The sequence below is a fragment of the Uliginosibacterium sp. TH139 genome (genome assembly GCF_002855595.1).
Taxonomy (GTDB): domain Bacteria; phylum Pseudomonadota; class Gammaproteobacteria; order Burkholderiales; family Rhodocyclaceae; genus Uliginosibacterium; species Uliginosibacterium aquaticum.
In genome coordinates this window covers 189,700-211,039 of sequence record NZ_PKRR01000003.1, presented here as the reverse complement: position 1 = coordinate 211,039, position 21,340 = coordinate 189,700, and the positions used below count along the sequence as shown (strand labels likewise).

Below are 21,340 nucleotides of genomic sequence, written 5' to 3'. Positions count from 1 at the left end.
AGGAGCTCCGCATGGCTTCGTTCAAGGCCGGGATTCTGGCCAACATGGCCGGCCAACTCTATTCCGTAGCTATCGGAGTATTGATGGTGCCGGCCTATGTGCATTACATGGGGCTGGAGGCATACGGGCTGGTGAGTTTTTTTGTCGCCTTGCAGGCTTGGTTTGCACTGCTGGACGCGGGTATTTCTCCGACATTGATTCGTGAGATCTCGCGCTTTCGCGCCGGAGACGTCCTTGTTGAGGATTTGACTCGCTTTGTCAGAAGTGCAGAGCTTCTGTTTTCTGTGCTCGGGCTGGTGTGTGGAGCAGGTGTTTTTTTGGCAAGAGGTTGGTTCGGGAGCAACTGGTTCCAATTAGAAACAGTCAGTGTTGATCAGGTTTCGCGGTGTGTGGCACTGATGGGGCTGATGTTGTCGTGTCGCTGGTTGGCCAGCCTCTATCGCAGCGGTTTGATTGGCCTGGAGCGTTTCACGCTGATCAATGTCACACAAATCTCCTTGAGCACCCTCAAGTCAGTTCTGGTCTTGCTGGTGCTGGTCTGGGTGTCTAGCGATGTGGTGACCTTCTTTGTTTATCAGAGCATCCTTGCTGTCTCCGAATTGCTGATTTTTGCCAGCCTTTTCAAGCGTGAGCTGCCATTGTCTTCTGGCGTTCTGCCCAGTTTCCAGGCTTTTCGCCCGGTAGTTCGTTTTGCTGGCGCCATGGCGCTGCTGACAATGGTCTGGGGAATTCTTGCGCAGACTGACAGACTGATTCTGTCGCATTTCATCAATCTATCGGCGTTTGGCGAATATTCACTGGCGGCCGTGGCAGCCAGCTCTGTCGCCATCCTCGCGACGCCGTTTACCCAGGCGCTCCAGCCGCGCTTGGTTTACATCGCCGCCCGCCAGGACCCGCAAGGCTTTGAGCTGGTTTATCGGACCGGTACACAGGTCTTGGCGTGGATACTGGGGATAGTGGCAGGCGCGGCGATCATGATGGGGGAGCGAATACTCTTCATCTGGGTAGGAAACGAGGAGTTGGCCGCCAGAAGCGCCCCCTTGCTTTCCTTATACGCTGCGGGACATATGCTCTGGGCGTTTTCCAGCCTGGTTTTTCAGCTTCAGTATGTGAATGGCAAGGTGGGCCGCCATGTTGTCGGCACTTTGCTTTTGGCTGTGCTCTGGATCCCGGCGATTTATTTTCTGGTCGTCAGGTTTGGGGCCGTCGGCGCGGCATGGGCATGGTTTGGCGGCAATGCCCTGTTTTTCTTTGGCTGGATGCTTGAGACTCAGCGACGCATGATGCCAAAGCTGACACTAGCCTGGCTTGCACGGGATGTGTGTCTGATCCTTGCATGCTGCTTTCTGATCTATTGGTGTGCTAACCAGGTCCTTCCGCAAGGAGGACGCATTGCAACGCTTGCTGGATTTGGGCTGGCGGCAGTGTTTGCTGCGCTGGGCGGATTGGCAGCAGGAAGCATGTTGCGTCCCATGGCTGCACGGGTAGTGGGCCACTTGTATGCGAAGTGTCGAGAATGAGATCTGTACAGACTGTTGATATTCTTCTGGCTACCTTTAACGGGGCTGCCTTTCTTGCGGAGCAGCTTGAGTCCTTGCTGGCGCAAACACATCAGGACTGGCGTGTTATCGCGCGAGATGATGGATCCAGTGATGGAACAGTAGCGATTCTCGATGAGTACGTGAAGGCATTTCCCACCAGGTTCACCGTGGTGCGTGATGGCCTGAAGCTTGGGGCCAAAGCAGGATTTGCTTCGCTGATGACTCAGTCCGCTGCGCCCTATGTGACCTTCTGCGATCAGGACGACGTTTGGCAGCCAGAAAAGCTTGAAGTGCTTTTGAGGACGATTCGTGCTGCAGAGGCTGCGCACGGGGAGAGCGTTCCTTTGCTTGTGCACTCGGATCTTGAAGTGGTGGATGCCAGTCTGGAGAGGATTGCCCCCAGTTTCTGGCAGCACCAGGGAATTGACCCTGGACGTGACCGCGTGTCTCAGTTGATTGTGCAGAATGTCGTGACGGGGTGCGCCAGTCTCTTCAACAGGGCCTTGCTCGAAGTGGCATTGCCTGTCCCGCCGGAAGCCTTCATGCATGACTATTGGTTGAGCCTGGTTGCGAGTGCGCGCGGAAAGATCATCGCTGTGCCGGAGCCATGTGTCCGTTACCGTCAGCATGGGAAGAACACGGTAGGAGCCAAGAAAATGCCCGGTCTTTTTTCCTTGCCAAGCAGAATCTTTAGTCGCGAGGGCAGGCGTTTTGATTACTCCGCAGCCTGTGCTCAGGCGCGCAGCCTCCAGGCCGCACTGGGCGAGGCCGTGCCTGAGTCTGTGTCAGACTGCCTCTCGGCGTTCTCAAACCTCTATCGGTATGGCTGGCTTGGGCGGCGTGCCGTCCTGATCAGGCACGGAATTTTTCCGGCCCGTTTACGGCGTCAGCTCTACGTGTTGTTGAGGGTGTAGATGTGAGCTCAGTCAGCCAATTGCGATTTTCGCCTGATGAGACAACTCATGTTGCCGCTGTCATTGTTAGCTACCATCCTGACATTCAGGAGTTTCGACGCGTTCTGGAAAGCCTCCGCGCGCAGGTTGCCGCGATGATCGTTGTCGACAATGGTTCTGGTGATGGGTTTTTGTCGGCTTTGGAGGGGCTGCAATGGCCGGAACTGACTGTATTGCCGTTGCGGCGTAACGCAGGGATTGCTGCCGCGCAAAATGAAGGGATCCGCTGTGCCTTGGAGCAAGGCGCCACGCATGTCCTGCTGCTTGATCACGACAGCCGTCCTTTGACCGGCATGGTCCCGGTTCTGATAAAAGCGCTTGGGAGGCTCTCGGCCAAAGGTCATCGAGTGGCTGCTGTGGGGCCGACCTATGTCGACGCCAGACAGGGAAATCAGCCTGTTTTTGTGCGAGTAAAGGGACTTTCCCTGTCACGAGTTACCGTGCCCGATTTTGAGGATCTGGCGCGCGTGGATCATCTGATCGCTTCCGGCAGCCTGATATCTGCACCAGTTCTGCGGGATATCGGTCTGATGGATGATTCGCTATTCATCGACTATGTCGATGTTGAATGGTGCCTGCGCGCCAGCAGCCGGGGCTATGAAGTTTTTGGCTGCTTCTCAGCGCAAATGGAGCACTCTCTTGGCGACGAGCCTATTCGCCTGCTGGGGCGGAGTTTTCCGGCCAGAACGCCCTTGCGGCACTATTACACCTTTCGCAATGCGGTTGCGCTGACTCGCCGTTCCTATGTCGGTTCCGCTTGGAAACAGGCGAACCTGGTCGCGCTCGTTATCAAATTCGTGTTCTATCTGTCGTTCTCGACGTCACGATCACGCCACCTCAACATGATGTTGCGCGGAGTGTGGCATGGCTTGCGCGGGCTTTCTGGCCCTCTGCGTGAGACGACTTGACGCGGGACTTTGTATATCTTTATGGCCGTGACTTCGCTTTCCATCAGCCTTGTAACCTACCATCCTGACGAGCCCATGCTGCGCGATACCCTCGCCAGCCTGCGCGTTGCGCTTGTGCATGCCCAGGCTGAGGGCGTGATTGGTGAGGCCCGGCTGGTGCTGGTGGACAATGGCAATGACGCTGGCCTTGATGGGCTGATGCGTGATTCTGGCTGGGATGACTTTTCAATTCTTTCAGGGCACGGGAATGTGGGGTTCGGGCGTGGGCACAACCTTGCGCTGGCACAGGGGGCGGGCCAGTTACACCTGGTTCTGAATCCGGATGTTTATCTGCAGCCTGATGCGCTCAGTTCTGCAGCCCTTTTCATGGAGGGAAATCCGGAGTGTGTGCTTTTGTCGCCCGCCATTCTTGAAGGTGGGGGCAGGTGGCACTTCTTGTGCAAGCGCTATCCGAGCATTCTTGATCTCGTTCTGAGGGGCTTTTTACCGACGCTTGGCAAACGTTTCTTTGCGCGCCGTCTGGCGCGTTATGAAATGCGGGAGGCAAACGCTCTGCCTGTTCTTTGGGATCCTCCGATTGCAAGCGGCTGTTTTATGCTCCTGCGTGGAGACTCCTTGCGTGTGCTGAGGGGGTTTGATCCGGACTATTTCCTCTACTTCGAGGATTTCGACTTGAGCCTGCGGGCTGCACGCCATGGCCGGATTGCGGCTGTGGGCGATGTGCGGATTGCCCATTTTGGTGGTGGTGCCGGACGGAAAGGCTGGAAGCATGTGCGCATGTTCTGTCGCTCCGGTGTGCAGTTCTTCAATCGCCATGGCTGGAGGATCGTGTGAGGATTCTCGTTACAGGCGCGAACGGTTTTGTCGGGCGCGAATTCTGTCGTCGGATGCGTGAAGGCGGGCATGCTGTGCGCCCTTGGTTGCGTCAGGCGATTGCCGGCATGCCCGATGATGCGGTAATCGCAGATCTGCGCACATTGCCTGAGTGTTCGAATGCTTTTCTGGGTGTGGATGTGGTGCTGCATCTGGCGGCTCGCGTGCACAAGATGCAGGAGGATGTGGAAGATCCCGAGGCCGCGTATGCGTTGGAAAATGTTGCGGTGACCCGGCATCTGGCTGAGCAGGCGGCCCGAGCGGGCGTCAAACGGTTTGTTTTCGTCAGCAGCATCAAGGCCTGCGCTGAGCGCTCGCAGGGACGTCCTGTAAGCGAATCTGATGCGCCTGCGCCTGAAGATACGTACGGCCGCTCCAAACTCGCGGCTGAGCAGGCCTTGCGTGAAGTGGCGGAGGCTCAAGGCATGGAGTGGGTGATTGTGCGGCCGGTGCTGGTTTATGGCACTGGCGTCGGGGGCAATTTCGAGCGTTTGATTGGATTGGTGAAAAAAGGTGTTCCGCTGCCTTTTGGTAGGGTTGAGGCCTTGCGCAGTTTTGTGAATGTGTGGAATTTGGCTGCGCTATTGGAGCGCTGCTGTGTGCACTCCAGTGCGGTGGGGGAAGTTTTTCATGCTTCAGATACCGAATGTGGCACGGCGACGCTGATGCGCGAGATTGCGGCAGCTGCAGGTGTGCCTGCTAGGTTGGTGGCAGTGCCGCTGTGGCTGCTGCGGATAGGAGCAGGGTTTCCCGGCGTGGGGTCCGCCATGCGCCGCCTGACTGGTGAGCTGTGGGTGAGTGGTGACAAGGCACGGGCCGTCCTGGATTGGGTGCCGAGCGTGAGTCGCCAGGAAGCGCTTCGACGTACTGTAGGTGGTGAGGGTGCGAGGTTTGTCTGATTTTCATTTTGCCGCTGCCGGGCTGACGTTACTGACGTCATTTATTGGCACCCTGGCCTTGCGGCGCTACGCGCTGGCCCGACAGATCATCGATATGCCTAATGCGCGCAGTTCGCATACGGTGCCGACGCCGCGTGGCGGGGGCGTGGCGATCGTGCTGGCTTATCTGGCTGCGCTGATATTCTGGCAGCTCCACGCTGGCCTCGCGCCCGGTTTGTTCTGGAGCTTGCTGCTCGGTGGGGGGCTGATTGCCGTGCTTGGTTTCTGGGACGACCATGCCCCGTTATCGGCGCGAGTTCGCTTTGCTTTCCATTTGCTGGCAGCTGCACTTGCCGTGCTACTGCTGGATGGTTGGCCCCAGCTGGATCTTGGCGGTCTGATCCTCCACTGGGGATGGCTGGGGCATTTGTGCGGAGTTTTGTTGCTTGCCTGGGCTATTAACTTCTACAACTTCATGGACGGAATTGACGGCCTCGCCGCATCCCAGGCTGTATTTGTGGCAGGGACAGGAGGCGTTTTGATGGCTCTGTCCGGTAGCGACGGAATGCCTTTGTGGTTGCTGGCTGCGGCGAGTTGTGGCTTTTTGCTACTGAACTGGCCGCCGGCCAGGATTTTCATGGGGGATGCGGGTAGCGGCTTTCTGGGCTACGCCCTGGCGGTGCACGCCTTGTATGCAACAACGAGTGGGCAGACGACTTTGTGGCCGTGGTTGATCCTCTTAGCTGTTTTCATTGTGGATGCCACGCTCACATTGTTGCGGCGTGCGGCACGTGGCATCCGCGTGACAGAGGCGCACCGCACTCACGCTTACCAGTGGGCCTCACGTCGTGTTGGCGCACACCGGCCAGTGACCTTGGCCATACTGTTCATAGATCTGCTGATTTTGTTGCCGGCCGCTTTGAGTGCGCTGGCTTGGCCCGAATTTGCTTTGCCTATCTGTCTGACAAGCTTTGCCTTGTTGGCTGGGGTGGCTTGGTATTTCGATGCAGGCGTATCTGAATTTGAGCGCATTGAAGGCGCGGCGATGGGCAAATAGAAAGCCTCCTGATGCGAAAAATTGGCCTCAAATCCCTATTGGTATTCCTGTTTGACCTGCTTGCCCTGGCCTTTGCGTGGTGTTCTGCATTCTGGTTGCGATTCAACTTTTCTTGGCCTGAAGATTACGGCCATACCGTCCTGGTCGGTTTGTTGTGCATGCTGCCAGCACACGCGCTGGCTTGCTGGCTGGCGGGGTTGTATCGCGGCTTATGGATTTTTGCGAGCCTGCCGGACCTTAAGCGGGTGCTCAAGGCGGTGGGCGGTACTTTGCTGGCGATGGTGGCTTATGTCGTGCTGCTGACACCACAGCCACCGGTACCGCGTTCGCTGGTGGTGTTGTTCCCGCTGTTGCTGATTATGGGTATGGCTGGTGGCCGGATTGCTTACCGGATGTGGAAGGAGCATCGCATGTTTGGCGGTCTCGCCTGCCAAGGGAAGCCCGTGATTGTGATTGGCGCGGGGCGTGCCGCCGCCATGCTGGTGCGTGACATGGAGCGCTCTCCTGATTGGCGGGTGGTCGGCCTGCTGGACGACAATGCCGGCAAATGGGGGCGGGAGCTGGGGGGGCAACGCGTGATCGGAGCGGTTGACTCTCTGCCCGAGGTGGCGAGTGATCTGAAAGTCAGGCACGCCATTTTGGCAATTCCTTCGGCCTCGATTGCCGTGCGTCGTAAAGTTGCAGGCTGCTGCGCGCAGGCAGGCTTGCAGTTGCTGACCGTGCCAGCACTTGAAGACATCATGTCCGGCCGGATTGCCGTGAACGCTATCCGCAAGGTCGAAATTGAGGACCTGCTCGGGCGTGAAACCGTGTGTATCGATACCGCCAATGTTGCGGCCGTGCTCGCGGACAAGTGTGTGCTGGTGACAGGTGCGGGGGGGTCTATCGGTTCAGAGCTGTGTCGTCAGATTGCACATTTCTCCCCCGCACGCGTGTTGCTGGTGGAGCAAAGTGAATACGCTCTGTACACGATTGAGCAGTGGTTCGCACAGCACCAGCCGCAGATCCCGGTTGTTCCCTTGGCTGCCGATGTCAAGGATGCGGTGCGGCTGCACGAGATCTTTGGCGAATGGCGGCCGCAAGTGGTATTCCACGCAGCAGCCTACAAACACGTGCCGCTGATGGAGGTGCGTAACGCCTGGCAGGCTGTGCGCAATAATGTACTGGGGACGCTCAATGTGGCGCGCTGCAGTCAGTCTTACGGCGCTGAGCGCTTCGTGCTTATTTCCACGGACAAGGCGGTGAACCCTACCAATGTGATGGGGGCTACCAAGCGCCTGGCTGAAATGCTCTGCCAGGCTCTGTACTCAGTTTCCAATGCAACGCGGGTTGAAACGGTGCGTTTTGGCAATGTACTGGGCAGCAACGGCAGCGTCATCCCGAAATTCCAGGAACAGATTGCTTGCGGGGGGCCGGTGACGGTGACGCATCCTGAGATAACCCGCTATTTTATGTCCATACCGGAAGCCGCCTTGCTGGTCTTGCAGGCTGGCAGCATGGGAGAGGGAGGTGAGATCTTCGTGCTGGACATGGGAGAGCCGGTGAAAATTACCGATCTGGCGCGCAACATGATTCGCCTTTCCGGTTTTACCGAAGATGAGATCCGGATTGAATTTACCGGTCTGCGCCCTGGCGAAAAACTCTACGAAGAGCTTTTGGCCGACGCTGAGCAGACCCGACCAACCCATCATCCCAAGCTTAGAGTGGCGCGTTCGCGTCTGGTTGCGACAGACCTAATCCAGCAGGTCGAAGCTTGGTTGCTCCAGACTGCCAGCCCTTCTGATGGTGTCGTTCGTGACATGCTTCAGCGTTGGGTCCCAGAGTACACGCCCGTCTGCCACGAAGCCTGTGTTAACGCATCTACGGTCAATTCCCTGCGTAAGGCCTGAGCATGCTCCCCTGTCGTTATCGCTACGTAATTGGAGATATCCAAGGCTGCGATGCAGAGTTGGATGCTCTGCTGAGGGAAATAGATTTTGATCCTGTGCAGGATCGATTGTGGGTAGCGGGGGATATGATCAATCGCGGCCCCGGCAGTTTGGCGGTCTTGCGCCGGCTAATGGCGTTGGGTGACAGCGTGGTGTGCGTACTGGGAAATCACGACCTGTTCTTTTTGGCGGTAGTGGCTGGGGCTGTCAGCCAAGGGGAGGGGGATACCCTGCATGACTTGCTGGAGGCGCCTGATCTTTCTGAACTGGTCGATTGGCTGCGCTGCCGCCCGTTGCTCCACGTTGAACAGGGCTTCGCCATGGTGCATGCGGGCCTCCTTCCCAGTTGGACCATTGCGCAGGCGCGAAGTCTGGCGTGCGAGGTCGAGCACGTTTTGTCCAGAGCAGACTGGCAAGCTTGTCTAGGCGATCTGTGGGGAGGTAAGCCTGTGCTGTGGTCGGAGGATCTTATCGGTCCCGATCGACTGCGCATCATCGTCAACACCATGTGCCGGCTGCGTTTTCTGAGTCTGGATGACTGCATAGAACTTAAGCCGAAAGGGCCGCCGGAGGCTTGGCCAAGGCTCCGGCCTTGGTATGCCCATCCATTAGCGCAATGGCGTACGCACACTGTGCTGCATGGTCATTGGTCCGCACTTGGCTACCGAGATATGGGCGAAGTTATCTCACTTGATACGGGGTGTGTCTGGGGCGGACGCTTAAGTGCTTTGCGCCTAGAGGATAGGCGTCTTTTTCAGGTCGAAGGCCAGCCCGGGTGTGCTTCAGAGACAGGTGATTGAGCGCGTCCTCTTTGTCCTTTAGGGAATATTTGATGTGAGTTCAGACGAGGATTTGTGAAGTCACGTTAAGATATAGGGCTTTTTTTTGGGGTGGCCTTCGTTGTTGGGCTGCCTAATTTTTTTGGTTTAGGACATCATGAGCATTCTCGTTACCGGCGGAGCCGGCTTTATTGGCAGCAATTTTGTGCTGGACTGGTTCAAGCAGAGCGATGAGTCGGTGGTGAATCTGGATGTGCTGAGCTACGCCGGCAACCTGGAGAATCTCAAGAGCCTGCAGGGGGATGCGCGCCACACTTTTGTTCAGGGCGACATCTGCGACCGCGCCCTGATTGATCGCCTGCTGGCCGAACACCGGCCGCGCGCCATCGTGCACTTTGCTGCCGAAAGCCACGTCGACCGCAGTATCCACGGCCCGGCCGCCTTCCTGCGCACCAACATCGACGGCACCTTTACCCTGCTCGAAGCCGCCCGCGCCTACTGGAGTAGCCTCGAAGGCGAAGCCAAGGCGGCTTTCCGCTTCCATCACGTGAGCACCGACGAAGTTTACGGCTCGCTGGGCCCCAACGACCCGCCCTTCACCGAAACCAACACCTACGAGCCCAACAGCCCGTACTCGGCCAGCAAAGCCTCGTCTGATCACCTCGTGCGCGCCTGGCACCACACCTACGGCCTGCCGGTCACTACCAGCAACTGCTCCAACAACTACGGCCCCTATCACTTCCCCGAGAAGCTGATCCCGCTGATGATCGCCAACGCGCTCGCCGGCAAGGCACTGCCCATCTACGGTGACGGTCAGCAGATCCGCGACTGGCTGTATGTCACCGACCACTGCAGCGCCATCCGCGCCGTGCTCGCCAAGGGCAAGGTCGGCGAGGTGTACAACGTCGGCGGCTGGAACGAAATGCCCAACATCGAGATCGTCCAGACCCTCATCAAGTTGCTAGACGAACTCTCACCGCGCGCCGACGGCAAGTCCTACGCCGAGCAGATCACCTACGTCACCGACCGCCCCGGCCACGACCGCCGCTACGCCATCGACGCCCGCAAGATCGAACGCGAACTCGGCTGGCGCCCGGCCGAAACTTTCCAGACCGGCATCCGCAAGACCGTCGAGTGGTACCTCGCCAATCAAGACTGGGTGGCCAACGTACTCAATGGCAGCTATCGCGAGTGGCTTGCCAAGAACTACGAGGCGCGCTGAACCCATGGCCTCACGAATCCTCATTCTCGGCTGCGGTGGCCAGGTCGGCTGGGAGCTGCAGCGCGCACTCGCCCCGCTCGGTGACGTGATCGCGCTGGATTTCGACAGCACCGACTACTGCGGCGACTTCAGCCAGCCCGACGCCGTCGCACACACCGTGCGCACGCTCAAACCTGACGTCATCGTCAATTCAGCAGCCCACACCGCCGTCGACAAGGCCGAAAGCGAAGCCGACTTCGCCCGTCTGCTCAACGCCACCACCCCTGGCGCAGTCGCACAAGCCGCCAAAGACATCGGCGCACTGCTCGTGCACTACTCCACCGATTATGTGTTTGACGGAAGTGGCGACACGGCGCGCGACGAAACCGCCGCGACCGGCCCGCTCAGCGTCTACGGCCAGACCAAGCTTGAGGGCGAACAGCTGATCCAGCAATCCGGCTGTCGCCACCTCATCTTCCGCACCAGTTGGGTCTATGCCGCACGCGGCGGCAACTTCGCCAAGACCATGCTCAAGCTCGCGAGCGAACGCGAAGCGCTCAAAATCATCGACGACCAGATCGGCGCCCCCACTGGGGCCGACCTGCTCGCCGACGTCACCGCGCACGCCATCCGCCAGACCCAGGCCAACGAAGCGCTGTGTGGCCTCTACCACTGCGTGGCCGGTGGCGAAACCAGCTGGTACGACTACGCCCGCTTCGTCTTCGAAGAAGCGCGCAAAGCCGGCCGCGAGCTCAAGGTACAAGAGGTCAGCCCGATTCCGACCCGCGACTACCCGACGCCCGCCACGCGCCCGCTCAACTCGCGCCTCGTGACCACCAAACTCCAGCAAGCCTTTGGCCTCACCCTGCCGCACTGGCAAAAGGGTGTTGCCCGCATGCTCACCGAAATCCTCTGAGAAAGACCTCCCCGATGACCGCACCTCTGGCCAACAAGCCCCGCAAAGGCATCATCCTCGCCGGTGGCTCCGGCACCCGCCTGCACCCGCTCACCCTCGCGGTCTCCAAGCAGCTCGTGCCGGTGTACGACAAACCCATGATCTACTACCCGCTCAGCGTGCTCCTGCTGGCGGGCATTCGCGACATCCTGATCATCTCCACCCCGCAAGACACCCCGCGCTTCGAGCAACTGCTCGGCGACGGCAAAGCCTGGGGCGTGAATTTCGAGTACGCCGTGCAGCCGAGCCCGGATGGTCTCGCCCAGGCCTTCATCATCGGTGCCGACTTCGTGGGCGACCACCCCTCGGCCCTCGTGCTCGGTGACAACATCTTCTACGGCCATGATCTCGCGGCCCGGCTCAAGGCCGCCGATGCGAACCCGAGTGGCGCCAGTGTCTTTGCCTACCCGGTATCCGACCCCGAGCGTTACGGCGTGGTCGAATTCGATGCGGAAGGCCATGCGATCAGTCTCGAAGAGAAGCCCAAAGCCCCGCGCAGTCGCTATGCCGTGACGGGCCTCTACTTCTACGACCAGCAAGTCGTCGAGTTCGCCCGGAACCTCAAGCCCTCCGCGCGCGGCGAACTGGAAATCACCGATCTGAACCGGATCTACCTTGAGAAAAACCAGCTCGATGTACAGATGCTGGGCCGGGGGGATGCCTGGCTGGATACCGGCACGCACGACAGCCTGATCGAAGCGGGCCAGTTCATCCAGACCTTGGAGAAGCGTCAGGGGCTCAAGGTGTGCTGCCCGGAAGAGATCTGCTGGAGAAATGGCTGGATCGATGATGCGCAGATGGCCGAGCAGGCTAAGCGACTGGGCAAGAGCGGCTACGGGCAGTATCTCTTGAAGGTTCTCGACGAAAAGGTATTTTGATCGCTGGAGCCAAAAGCACCGTTAGCTAACCCCTCCCGTTTGCGATGTTGTTTTCTCGATGTTCTCACAAAATAATGAACACAAACGGATTTGTATTGCGCCGCAAACGGAGGCAAAAGTGGCTGAGCTCATCAGCCGCTTGCTAAGCGAGGTGAGGGAGTAAAGGGGCGCCGGGGGCGCCCCTTTTGGGTAGAGATCAAGGCAGGATGAAGTACGCTGGTTTACTCGGATGAAAATGTTCAATTTATTTAAAAGCATAATGCATCTTCTTCGACAGGATGGTGTTGTCGGGGTTTTTGCAAAGGCGTTTCGTATTTTTCGACGAAATGGAGCTGCTGGGTTGTGCAAAGCACTGCGCTTCGCTGCAACTCCGGCTTTTTTGATAAATGAATATGCGGATTGGATTCGTTTGTACGACACTTTGTCGGACGAGGATCGTGCGGATATGGCGACAAAGGCAAACAGCTTCAAGCACCGTCCGTTGATAACAGTCTTAATGCCTGTATATAAGTCGACTCCGCGGTGGCTGATCGAGGCTATCGAGTCCGTAAAACGCCAGACTTATCCAAACTGGGAGTTGTGTATAGTTGATGACGCGTCGGAGGATGAAGAGATGCAGGCCATCTTCGAGCGTTTCAGCAGGGAAGACTCCCGTATTAAAGTAAAGTGCAGGGAGACGAATGGCCATATTTCAGCGGCGTCCAACGATGGGCTGATGATGGCTAGTGGCGAATGGGTTGCATTGCTCGATCACGATGACTTGATGAGCGAAAGCGCCTTGTTCTGGCTGGTTGACGCAATCAACGCTAATCCAGATGCCCGTCTAATCTACTCGGACGAAGACAAAATCGACGAGATCAGCAAACGCCATTCACCATATTTTAAATGCGACTGGAACGTTGATCTGTTCTACTCGCACAACCTAATTACTCACCTTGGCGCCTATAGACTGGATCTCATACAAGAGGTTGGAGGATTCAGGATAGGATTCGAAGGTGCGCAAGATTATGACTTGGCTTTGCGGTGTATTGAAAAAATACGGCCCGATCAGATCCATCATATTCCGAGAGTGCTTTACCACTGGCGCGTTCATTGTGGAAGCACAGCGCAGTCCGCTGAAGCAAAACCTTATGCAATGATTGCAGGTGAAAAGGCTCTGAATGATCACTTCCAGAGGATGGGAGTGCGTGCAACCTCGGAGTTGCGTGGGCATGGCTACCGCACACACTACTTGTTGCCCGAGCAAGAGCCGACGGTGAGCATAATAATTCCAACGCGAAACGGATTGTCACTGACAAGGCAATGCGTTGAGAGCATTCTATCCAAGACTACATACAGCAATTATCAGATCGTAATTGTCGATAACGGCTCTGACGACCCTTTGGCGTTGCAATATTTTGAATATTTGAAGAGTTCGCGAGGAGTTCACATTCTGCGCGATGAGCGACCTTTTAATTACTCTTCCTTGAATAATGCCGCAGTAAAGTCCGCTCAAGGAGAATTTGTCGCCCTTCTTAATAATGATGTTGAGGTGATATCTCCTGAGTGGTTGTCGGAGATGGTGGCTATAGCAATGCAGCCAGGCGTGGGCGCCGTTGGGGCGAGACTCTGGTATCCGTCACTGACACTTCAGCACGCCGGAATAATTTTGTTGGGGGATTTGGTGGCAGGCCATGCGCACAAGGGGTTGCCAAAAAACTCCCCTGGCTACGCGGGCCGTGCTTCGCACATTCAAAGCTTTTCGGCCGTAACTGGCGCTTGTATGGTCGTCCGAAAGAGCGTTTACGAAGAGGTTGGTGGGCTCAATGAAGTCGACCTTAAGGTCGCCTTCAACGACGTGGATTTCTGTCTGAGGCTTAAGGAGGCGGGTTACCGAAATATTTGGACGCCTTACGCTGAACTATTCCATCATGAATCGGCCACTCGGGGGTATGAGGATACGCCAGAGAAGAAAGAACGCTTTGCAAGCGAGAGTTATTTCATGAAAAATCGGTGGGGCAATATTCTCTGGCATGACCCCGCATATAGCCCGAATTTGACGCTGGATAATGAGGGCTTTGGTTACGCCTGGCCTCCAAGAAACTGATTATGTTTTCTTGGCCAGGCTTCGGCTTTGTATTGGATTCAGCTGACTTTTTCTTGGCACGGCTCCCAATCCTTGTGTCAACTGCGACACTCGCGTAGTCGATGCTGGAAGGAACGTAGGGTTTTTATTGACATTTGCCGGCATGAAAACGGCTTGTTGAAATAGCCGCCAATCGAGGTGCGGTCTGCCTCCTTAAAAAGACGTAGCAAAAGTTGTTTAATCAGGAGATGTTCCTCTGATGCGCAGTTTCTCAGTTTCTCCCCTAGAGATGTTGGCCGGATTTTGGCTCAACCGTGGGCTTGTTCGCAATCTGATCCACCGCGAAGTAGTGGGGCGTTACAAGGGCTCCATGCTGGGCATTTTCTGGTCACTGATCACCCCTGTATTCATGTTGTTGGTGTATACGTTTGTATTCAGTGTTGTTTTCAAGGCCCGATGGGGCAGTGGTGATGGCGATTCAAAAGCAGAGTTTGCACTGGTGTTGTTTGCCGGCCTGATGGTTTTCAACCTCTTTGCCGAGTGTGTGACTCGAGCGCCAAATCTCATTCTGGCCAATGTGAACTACGTCAAAAAAGTGGTATTCCCTTTGGAGATACTCCCTTGGGTGGCGATGGGGAGTGCTCTATTCCATTTTTCGATTAGCTTCGGGGTGTGGCTGGCGGCATATGTTTTGCTGGTAGGTGTGCCTCATTGGGAGGTGCTGCTCTGTCCGCTGATCATTGCCCCATTTGTAATGTTCGTAATGGGGCTAAGTTGGGCATTAGCGTCGCTGGGAGTATTCCTGCGCGACGTGGGCCAACTGATTGGTGTTGTTGTACAGGTACTTATGTTCCTGACCCCTATCTTTTACCCAGCATCAGCGCTGCCAGAACGATTCCAGACGGTAATGTTTCTTAATCCTTTGACTCCCCCAATTGAAATGATGCGGGATGTGATGTACTGGGGTCGCCTACCAAATCTGCAGCTATGGGGGGGTGGCATGCTGACGTCCCTGGCTGTAGCAATGCTGGGGTTCGCCTGGTTCCAGAAAACTCGCAAGGGATTTGCTGATGTCCTCTGATAAGACTGAAGAGTTCGCAATTGAAGTAAATGATCTAAGTAAGTGCTATCCGATCTTCTCCAGGCCCAGCGATCGACTTAAGCAGCTCCTGATTCGTGGACGAAAGCGCTACTACAAAGAATTCTGGGCGCTCAACGGCATCAGTTTCACGATAAGGAGGGGGGAGACGGTTGGAATTATCGGCCGCAATGGTTCCGGCAAGTCCACCTTGCTGCAAATGATCTGCGGCACGCTCAACCCTACTGCGGGCGAGATCAGGGTAAATGGTCGAGTCGCGGCACTGCTGGAGCTAGGCGCTGGCTTTAATCCTGAGTTTAGCGGCGTTGAAAACGTTTATATGGCGGCTTCGCTATATGGGTTGAGCAAAGAAGAGGTTGATCAGCGCTTTGCGGCCATAGCGAACTTTGCCGATATCGGCGACTACATTCATCAGCCAGTTAAAACATATTCGAGCGGGATGTATGTGCGGTTGGCGTTTGCGGTGATTGCTCACGTCGATGCGGATATTTTGGTAGTAGACGAGGCGCTGGCTGTCGGGGACGCGGTCTTTACACAAAAGTGCATGCGATTCATCAGGGCATTTAAAGAAAAGGGTACGCTTCTTTTTGTGAGCCATGATATGGCATCAGTGAGAAATCTTTGCGAGCGCGCGATGTGGCTGGATTGCGGGGGAGTGCGCCTGCAAGGAACAGCAAAGGATGTTTCTGAAGAGTACTTGAAATATACGCTCCAGCAGGTATATGGAGAGAATATTAAGCTTCAGACAATTGATGTTGAAAAAGAGCGTCAGTTGTCTGGGTGTGTTGAAGCTCAAGTCATAGAGGGCCGGAGCTCCATAGATTACAGAGGTGAATTGTCCGTAGAGAATAATTTGTGTGCGGCCAATGGTTGGAAAACGGGGGCAGGAGAGTTGACTCATGTTGAATTTGGGTTGGCGGACCCGAGGAAAATTCTGAGCGGCCCATTGGCTGGAGGTGAGCTGGTTAAGGTGGGAATACACGCCGTCGCTCACCAAGATCTGGAGCGGCCGATATTAGGATTCATCGTGCGCGACAAGCTCGGTCAGGATTTGTTTGGTGAGAATACTCTTTCGTTTACTCAACGCAACCCGCTGAGATTTAACGCTGGGGGGCATTTTAAAGCAGAGTTTGTCTTTAGACTTCCTATGCTTCCGAATGGCGATTATAGCGTAATGGTTTCTTTGGCGGATGGCGATTTGGTTAACCACGTGCAGCACCATTGGCTTCATGACGCAATAATATTGAAGGTCTCATCAAGCGATGTTAGGTGGGGGCTTGTGGGTGCAGAGATCAAAGGGATTGAGTTAAGGGCGCTATGAAAAATTTAAAAGACTACTACGCCGAGCATGCAGGAAAGGGGTCCGACAAGTGGGACCTATACTTGAGCAGCTACGATCAGGTTCTTGCTGATTTAAGGAGCAAGCCTGTTTCCATGCTTGAAATCGGAGTCCAGAACGGCGGTTCTCTGGAAATATGGTCGAAATATTTCAAGAATGCGCATAGCCTTGTTGGCTGTGATATCGATCAAAGGTGTGAGCGCTTGTCCTACTCGGATGAGCGAATTTCTTTGGTAATTGGAGATATAAATAATAAAGAAACACTTGAACAAGTTCTGAAAATTTCGACCGAATTCGATTTAATTATTGATGACGGGTCGCATGCGTCGGGTGATATTGTCAAGTCGTTCGCGAGACTTTTTTCGCGCGTAAAGGAAGATGGCGTTTACATCGTCGAGGATTTGCATTGTAGCTATTGGGCTCACTATCAAGGCGGCGTGTTTTATCCGGAGTCGTCTATAAATTTCTTCAAAATGATGGTTGATGTCGTCAATCATCAGCATTGGGGTAATGGCTATTCGCGAACGAAAGTTGTCGAGAATTTTTGTTCAGCGTATGGATGCGAAATTTCGGAAGAGGATCTTTCAAATATTCATTCGATTGAGTTTTTTAACTCGATATGCGTAATAAAGAAAAAAAACTCTGACAAGAATGTGTTGGGTACTAGGCTTATTTCCGGAAGCGTATTCGATGTTTGCGAACCAGCACAGATAAATAGTTTTAGCCGGATCGTTCAGGCTTCGGAGTTCGGAAACAAGTGGGCATTTGTTCAAAAAACAGCACAGGAGCATGACGAAGAAAAGCGACTTCTTGAAGGTGAGAAAAACAAATTTTCAGAAGAAAACGAAAGGCTGTCGGCGGCTTTAAATAAGCTCTCCGCCGAAGCGGAGTCCATGAGTTCATACATTTTGAAACTTGAAAAGGATGTCAAGCACTTTGAGGTGCTGGATAACGAAAAGTCAATTCATCTTGAACAAATGGCCGCTACTCTTTCGTGGCGAATCACGAAGCCTCTTCGCGCCATGCGCAGGGTGTTTCGTAACACCTTTGGTCGCTAATCGGATTTTGCATGCTGACATGCTAAAAAATGCAATTAGAATTATTTTGATGTGGTGCGGTCTGTACAAGAGGCCGGCCTATCTAGGCAATAAGATAATATTCAGCGAGCGAGCCTTCGGGCGGGTCAATCGGCTGGATTTTGATCGCAATTTTTATCTCGAGTGCTATGACGACGTTCGCCAAAGCGGCCGAGATCCTGTTTTGCACTATCTAGATTTTGGTAGGCATGAAGGGCGCGTAGGCATGCCCTTTGCGCCAGAAATAGATTTAACGAAAATAGACAGAAGCATGGAAGCCGTATTGCTGGTGACCCATGAGCTTTCTGCTACGGGCGCCCCTATTCTCGCATACAACATTGCCAAAGAATTATGCGCTAAATATAATGTTTTGATAGTTTCGCTGGGGAATGGATGCCTGCTAGATGAGTTTTTGAAGCTGGGCGTACACATGTTTTGCGAGCCGGGGCTGCGCCGCTCCGAGCCCATGTCTAAATTTCTCATTGATAAGTTGAATGATTCAATAAGAATCAAGTTTGCCATTGTTAACAGCATTGAGTCGGCCTCTGTTTTGCCCGGTTTGTACAGCCTCGACATACCAACCGTTTCCTTGCTGCATGAATTTCCGAGCTACTCTGGCGGTCTGGACAGATTCAGAAGATGCATTTATTGGTCAGGAACTGTGCTGCTTTCTAGTGAATTGGCAAGAACCGATTTGCTGAAATCAGGGCAGATATCTAATTCAGATAAGATCTTTGTTCTGCCGCAAGGAAAGTGTCTAGTCCCAAGCTACGGAGCTAACAACACAGAGTCTCGCCCAGCCCTTAAATCGCGTGGGGTTATACGCATCATTGGGGCAGGGACAATTACGTACAGAAAGGGCGTGGACCTCTTCATTGAGTGTGCCCGGACAATTCGCGAGAGGCTCCCTGGTCGTGCTCTGGAGTTTGCGTGGGTTGGTAAAAATGTTGATAGCTCAATAGGAGCAGATTACTTCCAATACTTGGAAGATCAGATTGAACGGTCCCGGCTGACCCAATGCTTTAGCTTCATTGATGAGGCTGATAATTATGAGGAGCTGCTTGGGTCCGCTGATGTATTTCTTATGACGTCTCGGCTAGACCCTTTGCCGAATGTGGCGATCGACGCGTTTGCGAAAAACGTTCCGGTTTTTTTCTTTCGCGACGCTTGCGGCCTTACAAGCCTGATATCCGCAGCCGGCCAAGGGGGTTTTCTTTGTGCGGAATACCTAAGTCCTTCTGATATGGCCAGCAAGGTTGTCCGTTTTATCCTGGATGAAGGGAAAGGCGATAAGCTGGCGGAGGTCAAAAGAATATACGAAGAACATTTTAGATTTGATGCGTACTTCAAAAAACTCGAGACCTATGCAAGCGAGACAATTGAAAAACATCTGCAATTTAATCGGGATGCGGACTTTATTAGATCAAAATCGGCCATTAATGAAAGCTTTTGTGACCCGAGGGCGTGGGAATTGTTTGGTCCGGAAGATAAGGCTAAGCGATATGTCAACATGTGGAGGTCAAATATCTACCAATACAGGCCCGTCCCTGAGTTTCATCCGAGCGTGTATCGCGATGCTGTAAATCCAGAGTGTGATCCGTATGTTCACTATCTGAAAAGTGGCATGCCTTCAGGGGCGTGGAAAAGCGAATTGGTGGATGTTACGACTGATCCAAAATCAGTTTCCGAGCTGTCTGTTGCGATTCATATACATTGCTACTACCCGGATCTGCTTGGAGAAGTGCTTCGCAGACTTGCTGTTAACCACAGCAATGTAGATATTTATGTTTCTACCGATACAGAAGAAAAAAAGAATGCAATCTCGCTGGTGTTCGACGAATTTCACCTAGCACCGAGCTCTATAGATATCGCACCAAACGTTGGGCGAGATATTGGGCCATTTTTGAACATGTATTGCCGGAATCTGTCTGATGGCTATGACGTGATATTCCATGTTCACACAAAGAAGAGCCCTCACGTCAATGAGGACGACGGCCGGAATTGGTATGAATATTGCCTGGAGAATTTATTGGGCGGGGTTGGTGGGCGTGTGCTAGATAAAATACTTTTTGATTTTCAGGATAAATCTTTGGGTTTAGTTTTTCCGTCTGACCCAAACTCTCTTGGTTGGGGCAAGAATTTAAAATACGCAGCAAACATTCTTGGAAGGCTTGGCTATAGTGCCCCAGAGGGGGAGTTTAATTTTCCGATTGGAACGATGTTTGCAGCTTCCAGGCAAGTTATCCGGTCGCTTTCGGAATTGAATTTCTCCTGGGATGAGTATCCCAGCGAACCACTGCCGATTGATGGAACGATGTTGCATGCAATTGAGCGTGTAATTCCGTTTATTTCGGAAGGCTTGGGCTTGCGCCAGAAACTTGTGTACGTTGATAAAACGACGAGGGTATGAGTTTCAAAGGGCGGAAAGTGGTCGCAGAGCCTGATTTCTGGCGACTAGTGGATGTTCTCCTGAGGGAGGAGGGGGGACGTATCAAACCAGCATGATCCGATTTTACAGCCCATAAAGAGAGTGATGCGTGGACGGTTTTTGCCAAAATCCGGTCTCAAAAAAGGTGTGTCCTGAATTTCGTGTCGCCGCCGACATAAAGGTGTAACGCGTCCTAGTAAACAGGTACGCCTGATCTTCTGGCATAGGCGGCGTCGAGGTTTGTGCTGAGATTTTTCTCTGTATGGCTGTCAACCTAGTTGCAGTCATGTTTCTGTTTGTGCAACGCGGCTGTTTTACCACGAGTGATGGTCGGGGGGCTGTTATGAATGCACCGGGGTTGATGGGATGAAAATAGGAATATTTGGAGGCGGGGGATTCATCGGTTCGGCAATTGTTGATCGGTTGCTGATGGATGGGCATGAACTTAAGGTGTTTGAGCGCCCTCGAGTAGAGCCTTTCAGGAGATTTTTAGAGGCGGAACGCGTTGAATGGATTGTCGGCGATTTGATGAGCGCGTATGACGTTGGGAATTTCGTTGACGGACTGGACGCTGTCATCCATTTGGTTTCGACCACCTTGCCAAAAAGCTCCAATGACGACCCTATTTATGATGTTCAGACAAATCTAATCGCATCGCTGCAAATCTTGAACGCGATCCGGTCCCGTGGGGTGGGGAAAATTTTGTTCATTTCTTCGGGCGGAACGGTATATGGAAGGCCCGTCTATTTGCCAATTGACGAGGCACATCCGACTGAGCCATTGGTTTCGTACGGGATCACCAAGTTAGCTATTGAAAAGTATCTCCTGCTGTACCAGCGTCAGCATGGGATAAAGGCTACAGTTCTCAGGGTGGCAAATCCGTATGGAGCACGCCAGCGCGTAGAAACCGCGCAAGGGGCTGTAGGTGTTTTCTTGAGCCGAGTTGTGCAAGGACTCCCTGTTGATATTTGGGGCGACGGTAGCGTAGTCCGTGACTACATCTATGTGGGCGATGTTGCGGAGGCATTTGCGCGCGCACTGGATTACGATGGAACGGAGTCCGTGTTCAATATCAGCTTTGGTGCTGGGACCTCTTTAAATGAACTTGTCGGTTTGATAGAAAATGTACACGGCCGAAAGGTTGACCGGCATTATTCTCCGGGCCGTTTGTTTGATGTGCCTAGCAGTATCCTTGATAACAGCTTGGCGCGCCGGGAGCTTGGCTGGCAGCCAACGGTCGATCTATTGGGTGGCATCCGAATTACTTTGTCTCACATGCTACAAGCGCAGCAAGCATGATGCAGAGAAAATATATTCTGGGATTCGAGCCGTTTGTCAAATATCGTAGCTACAGTTTTTCGTGTGCGGAAGCGGATGTCTGA

17 protein-coding genes are annotated in these 21,340 nt (G+C 54.1%); all 17 read left to right on the top strand.

The annotated features are described in order from the left end of the window. The first annotated feature begins 11 nt into the window (after positions 1-11). The 17 genes from C0V76_RS08040 (at position 12) to C0V76_RS07960 (ending at position 21,257) form a co-directional block, all read left to right on the top strand. Entirely contained in the window at positions 12-1,520 is a 1,509-nt protein-coding gene (locus C0V76_RS08040) for an oligosaccharide flippase family protein (protein ID WP_101941876.1), read from the top strand. After that, on the top strand, positions 1,517-2,455 hold the full coding sequence (locus tag C0V76_RS08035; protein WP_101941875.1) for a glycosyltransferase family 2 protein: 939 nt from the start codon (positions 1,517-1,519) through the stop codon (positions 2,453-2,455). The genes C0V76_RS08040 and C0V76_RS08035 overlap by 4 nt, the downstream gene beginning before the upstream one ends. Before the next feature lie 2 nt (positions 2,456-2,457). After that, entirely contained in the window at positions 2,458-3,402 is a 945-nt protein-coding gene (locus tag C0V76_RS08030) for a glycosyltransferase family 2 protein (protein ID WP_158239178.1), read from the top strand. Between the two features lie 21 nt (positions 3,403-3,423). Further along, positions 3,424-4,236 (top strand): glycosyltransferase, encoded by an 813-nt coding sequence (locus tag C0V76_RS08025; RefSeq protein ID WP_101941873.1) that lies wholly within the window; start codon positions 3,424-3,426, stop codon positions 4,234-4,236. After that, a complete protein-coding gene (locus C0V76_RS08020; RefSeq protein WP_101941872.1) occupies positions 4,233-5,174 on the top strand; it encodes an NAD-dependent epimerase/dehydratase family protein in 942 nt (313 codons plus the stop codon). The genes C0V76_RS08025 and C0V76_RS08020 overlap by 4 nt, the downstream gene beginning before the upstream one ends. Continuing rightward, positions 5,167-6,210 carry a glycosyltransferase family 4 protein gene (locus C0V76_RS08015; RefSeq protein WP_216821694.1) on the top strand — a complete coding sequence of 348 codons (1,044 nt, stop codon included), beginning with the start codon at positions 5,167-5,169 and terminating at the stop codon, positions 6,208-6,210. Before C0V76_RS08020 ends, C0V76_RS08015 begins: the two co-directional genes overlap by 8 nt. An 11-nt stretch (positions 6,211-6,221) precedes the next feature. Continuing rightward, complete coding sequence (locus tag C0V76_RS08010) at positions 6,222-8,099, top strand: nucleoside-diphosphate sugar epimerase/dehydratase (RefSeq protein WP_101941871.1); 1,878 nt, start codon at positions 6,222-6,224, stop codon at positions 8,097-8,099. A gap of 2 nt (positions 8,100-8,101) precedes the next feature. Then, positions 8,102-8,938 (top strand): symmetrical bis(5'-nucleosyl)-tetraphosphatase, encoded by an 837-nt coding sequence (locus C0V76_RS08005; RefSeq protein WP_101941870.1) that lies wholly within the window; start codon positions 8,102-8,104, stop codon positions 8,936-8,938. A gap of 136 nt (positions 8,939-9,074) precedes the next feature. Beyond that, positions 9,075-10,139 carry a dTDP-glucose 4,6-dehydratase gene (rfbB, locus tag C0V76_RS08000; RefSeq protein WP_101941869.1) on the top strand — a complete coding sequence of 355 codons (1,065 nt, stop codon included), beginning with the start codon at positions 9,075-9,077 and terminating at the stop codon, positions 10,137-10,139. A gap of 4 nt (positions 10,140-10,143) precedes the next feature. Continuing rightward, a complete protein-coding gene (gene rfbD, locus C0V76_RS07995) occupies positions 10,144-11,034 on the top strand; it encodes a dTDP-4-dehydrorhamnose reductase (RefSeq protein WP_101941868.1) in 891 nt (296 codons plus the stop codon). A gap of 14 nt (positions 11,035-11,048) precedes the next feature. Then, positions 11,049-11,951: a glucose-1-phosphate thymidylyltransferase RfbA gene (gene rfbA, locus C0V76_RS07990; protein ID WP_101941867.1), complete on the top strand. Its 903-nt coding sequence runs from the start codon at positions 11,049-11,051 to the stop codon at positions 11,949-11,951. A 229-nt stretch (positions 11,952-12,180) separates the two neighbouring features. Then, on the top strand, positions 12,181-14,037 hold the full coding sequence (locus tag C0V76_RS07985) for a glycosyltransferase family 2 protein (protein ID WP_101941866.1): 1,857 nt from the start codon (positions 12,181-12,183) through the stop codon (positions 14,035-14,037). A gap of 238 nt (positions 14,038-14,275) precedes the next feature. Beyond that, the gene (locus C0V76_RS07980) at positions 14,276-15,097 is read left to right on the top strand and encodes an ABC transporter permease (RefSeq protein ID WP_101941865.1); all 822 of its coding nucleotides are present in this window, start codon (positions 14,276-14,278) and stop codon (positions 15,095-15,097) included. Then, positions 15,087-16,436, top strand: a complete 1,350-nt coding sequence (locus tag C0V76_RS07975; protein WP_101941864.1) for an ABC transporter ATP-binding protein — start codon at positions 15,087-15,089, stop codon at positions 16,434-16,436. Before C0V76_RS07980 ends, C0V76_RS07975 begins: the two co-directional genes overlap by 11 nt. A 62-nt stretch (positions 16,437-16,498) precedes the next feature. Next, entirely contained in the window at positions 16,499-17,512 is a 1,014-nt protein-coding gene (locus tag C0V76_RS07970) for a class I SAM-dependent methyltransferase (RefSeq protein ID WP_158239177.1), read from the top strand. A gap of 19 nt (positions 17,513-17,531) precedes the next feature. Further along, a complete protein-coding gene (locus tag C0V76_RS07965) occupies positions 17,532-19,940 on the top strand; it encodes a rhamnan synthesis F family protein (protein WP_158239176.1) in 2,409 nt (802 codons plus the stop codon). Between the two features lie 384 nt (positions 19,941-20,324). Continuing rightward, on the top strand, positions 20,325-21,257 hold the full coding sequence (locus tag C0V76_RS07960) for an NAD-dependent epimerase/dehydratase family protein (RefSeq protein ID WP_101941861.1): 933 nt from the start codon (positions 20,325-20,327) through the stop codon (positions 21,255-21,257). The last annotated feature ends 83 nt before the right edge of the window (positions 21,258-21,340 follow it).

Bases quoted from the DNA above. Each gene is read 5' to 3' on its own strand.
- C0V76_RS08040 (WP_101941876.1), top strand. From the start codon at position 12: ATGGCTTCGTTCAAGGCCGGGATTCTGGCCAACATGGCCGGCCAACTC.
- C0V76_RS08035 (WP_101941875.1), top strand. From the start codon at position 1,517: ATGAGATCTGTACAGACTGTTGATATTCTTCTGGCTACCTTTAACGGG.
- C0V76_RS08025 (WP_101941873.1), top strand. From the start codon at position 3,424: ATGGCCGTGACTTCGCTTTCCATCAGCCTTGTAACCTACCATCCTGAC.
- C0V76_RS08010 (WP_101941871.1), top strand. From the start codon at position 6,222: ATGCGAAAAATTGGCCTCAAATCCCTATTGGTATTCCTGTTTGACCTG.
- C0V76_RS08005 (WP_101941870.1), top strand. From the start codon at position 8,102: ATGCTCCCCTGTCGTTATCGCTACGTAATTGGAGATATCCAAGGCTGC.
- rfbB (WP_101941869.1), top strand. From the start codon at position 9,075: ATGAGCATTCTCGTTACCGGCGGAGCCGGCTTTATTGGCAGCAATTTT.
- rfbD (WP_101941868.1), top strand. From the start codon at position 10,144: ATGGCCTCACGAATCCTCATTCTCGGCTGCGGTGGCCAGGTCGGCTGG.
- rfbA (WP_101941867.1), top strand. From the start codon at position 11,049: ATGACCGCACCTCTGGCCAACAAGCCCCGCAAAGGCATCATCCTCGCC.
- C0V76_RS07985 (WP_101941866.1), top strand. From the start codon at position 12,181: ATGAAAATGTTCAATTTATTTAAAAGCATAATGCATCTTCTTCGACAG.
- C0V76_RS07980 (WP_101941865.1), top strand. From the start codon at position 14,276: ATGCGCAGTTTCTCAGTTTCTCCCCTAGAGATGTTGGCCGGATTTTGG.
- C0V76_RS07975 (WP_101941864.1), top strand. From the start codon at position 15,087: ATGTCCTCTGATAAGACTGAAGAGTTCGCAATTGAAGTAAATGATCTA.
- C0V76_RS07965 (WP_158239176.1), top strand. From the start codon at position 17,532: ATGCTAAAAAATGCAATTAGAATTATTTTGATGTGGTGCGGTCTGTAC.
- C0V76_RS07960 (WP_101941861.1), top strand. From the start codon at position 20,325: ATGAAAATAGGAATATTTGGAGGCGGGGGATTCATCGGTTCGGCAATT.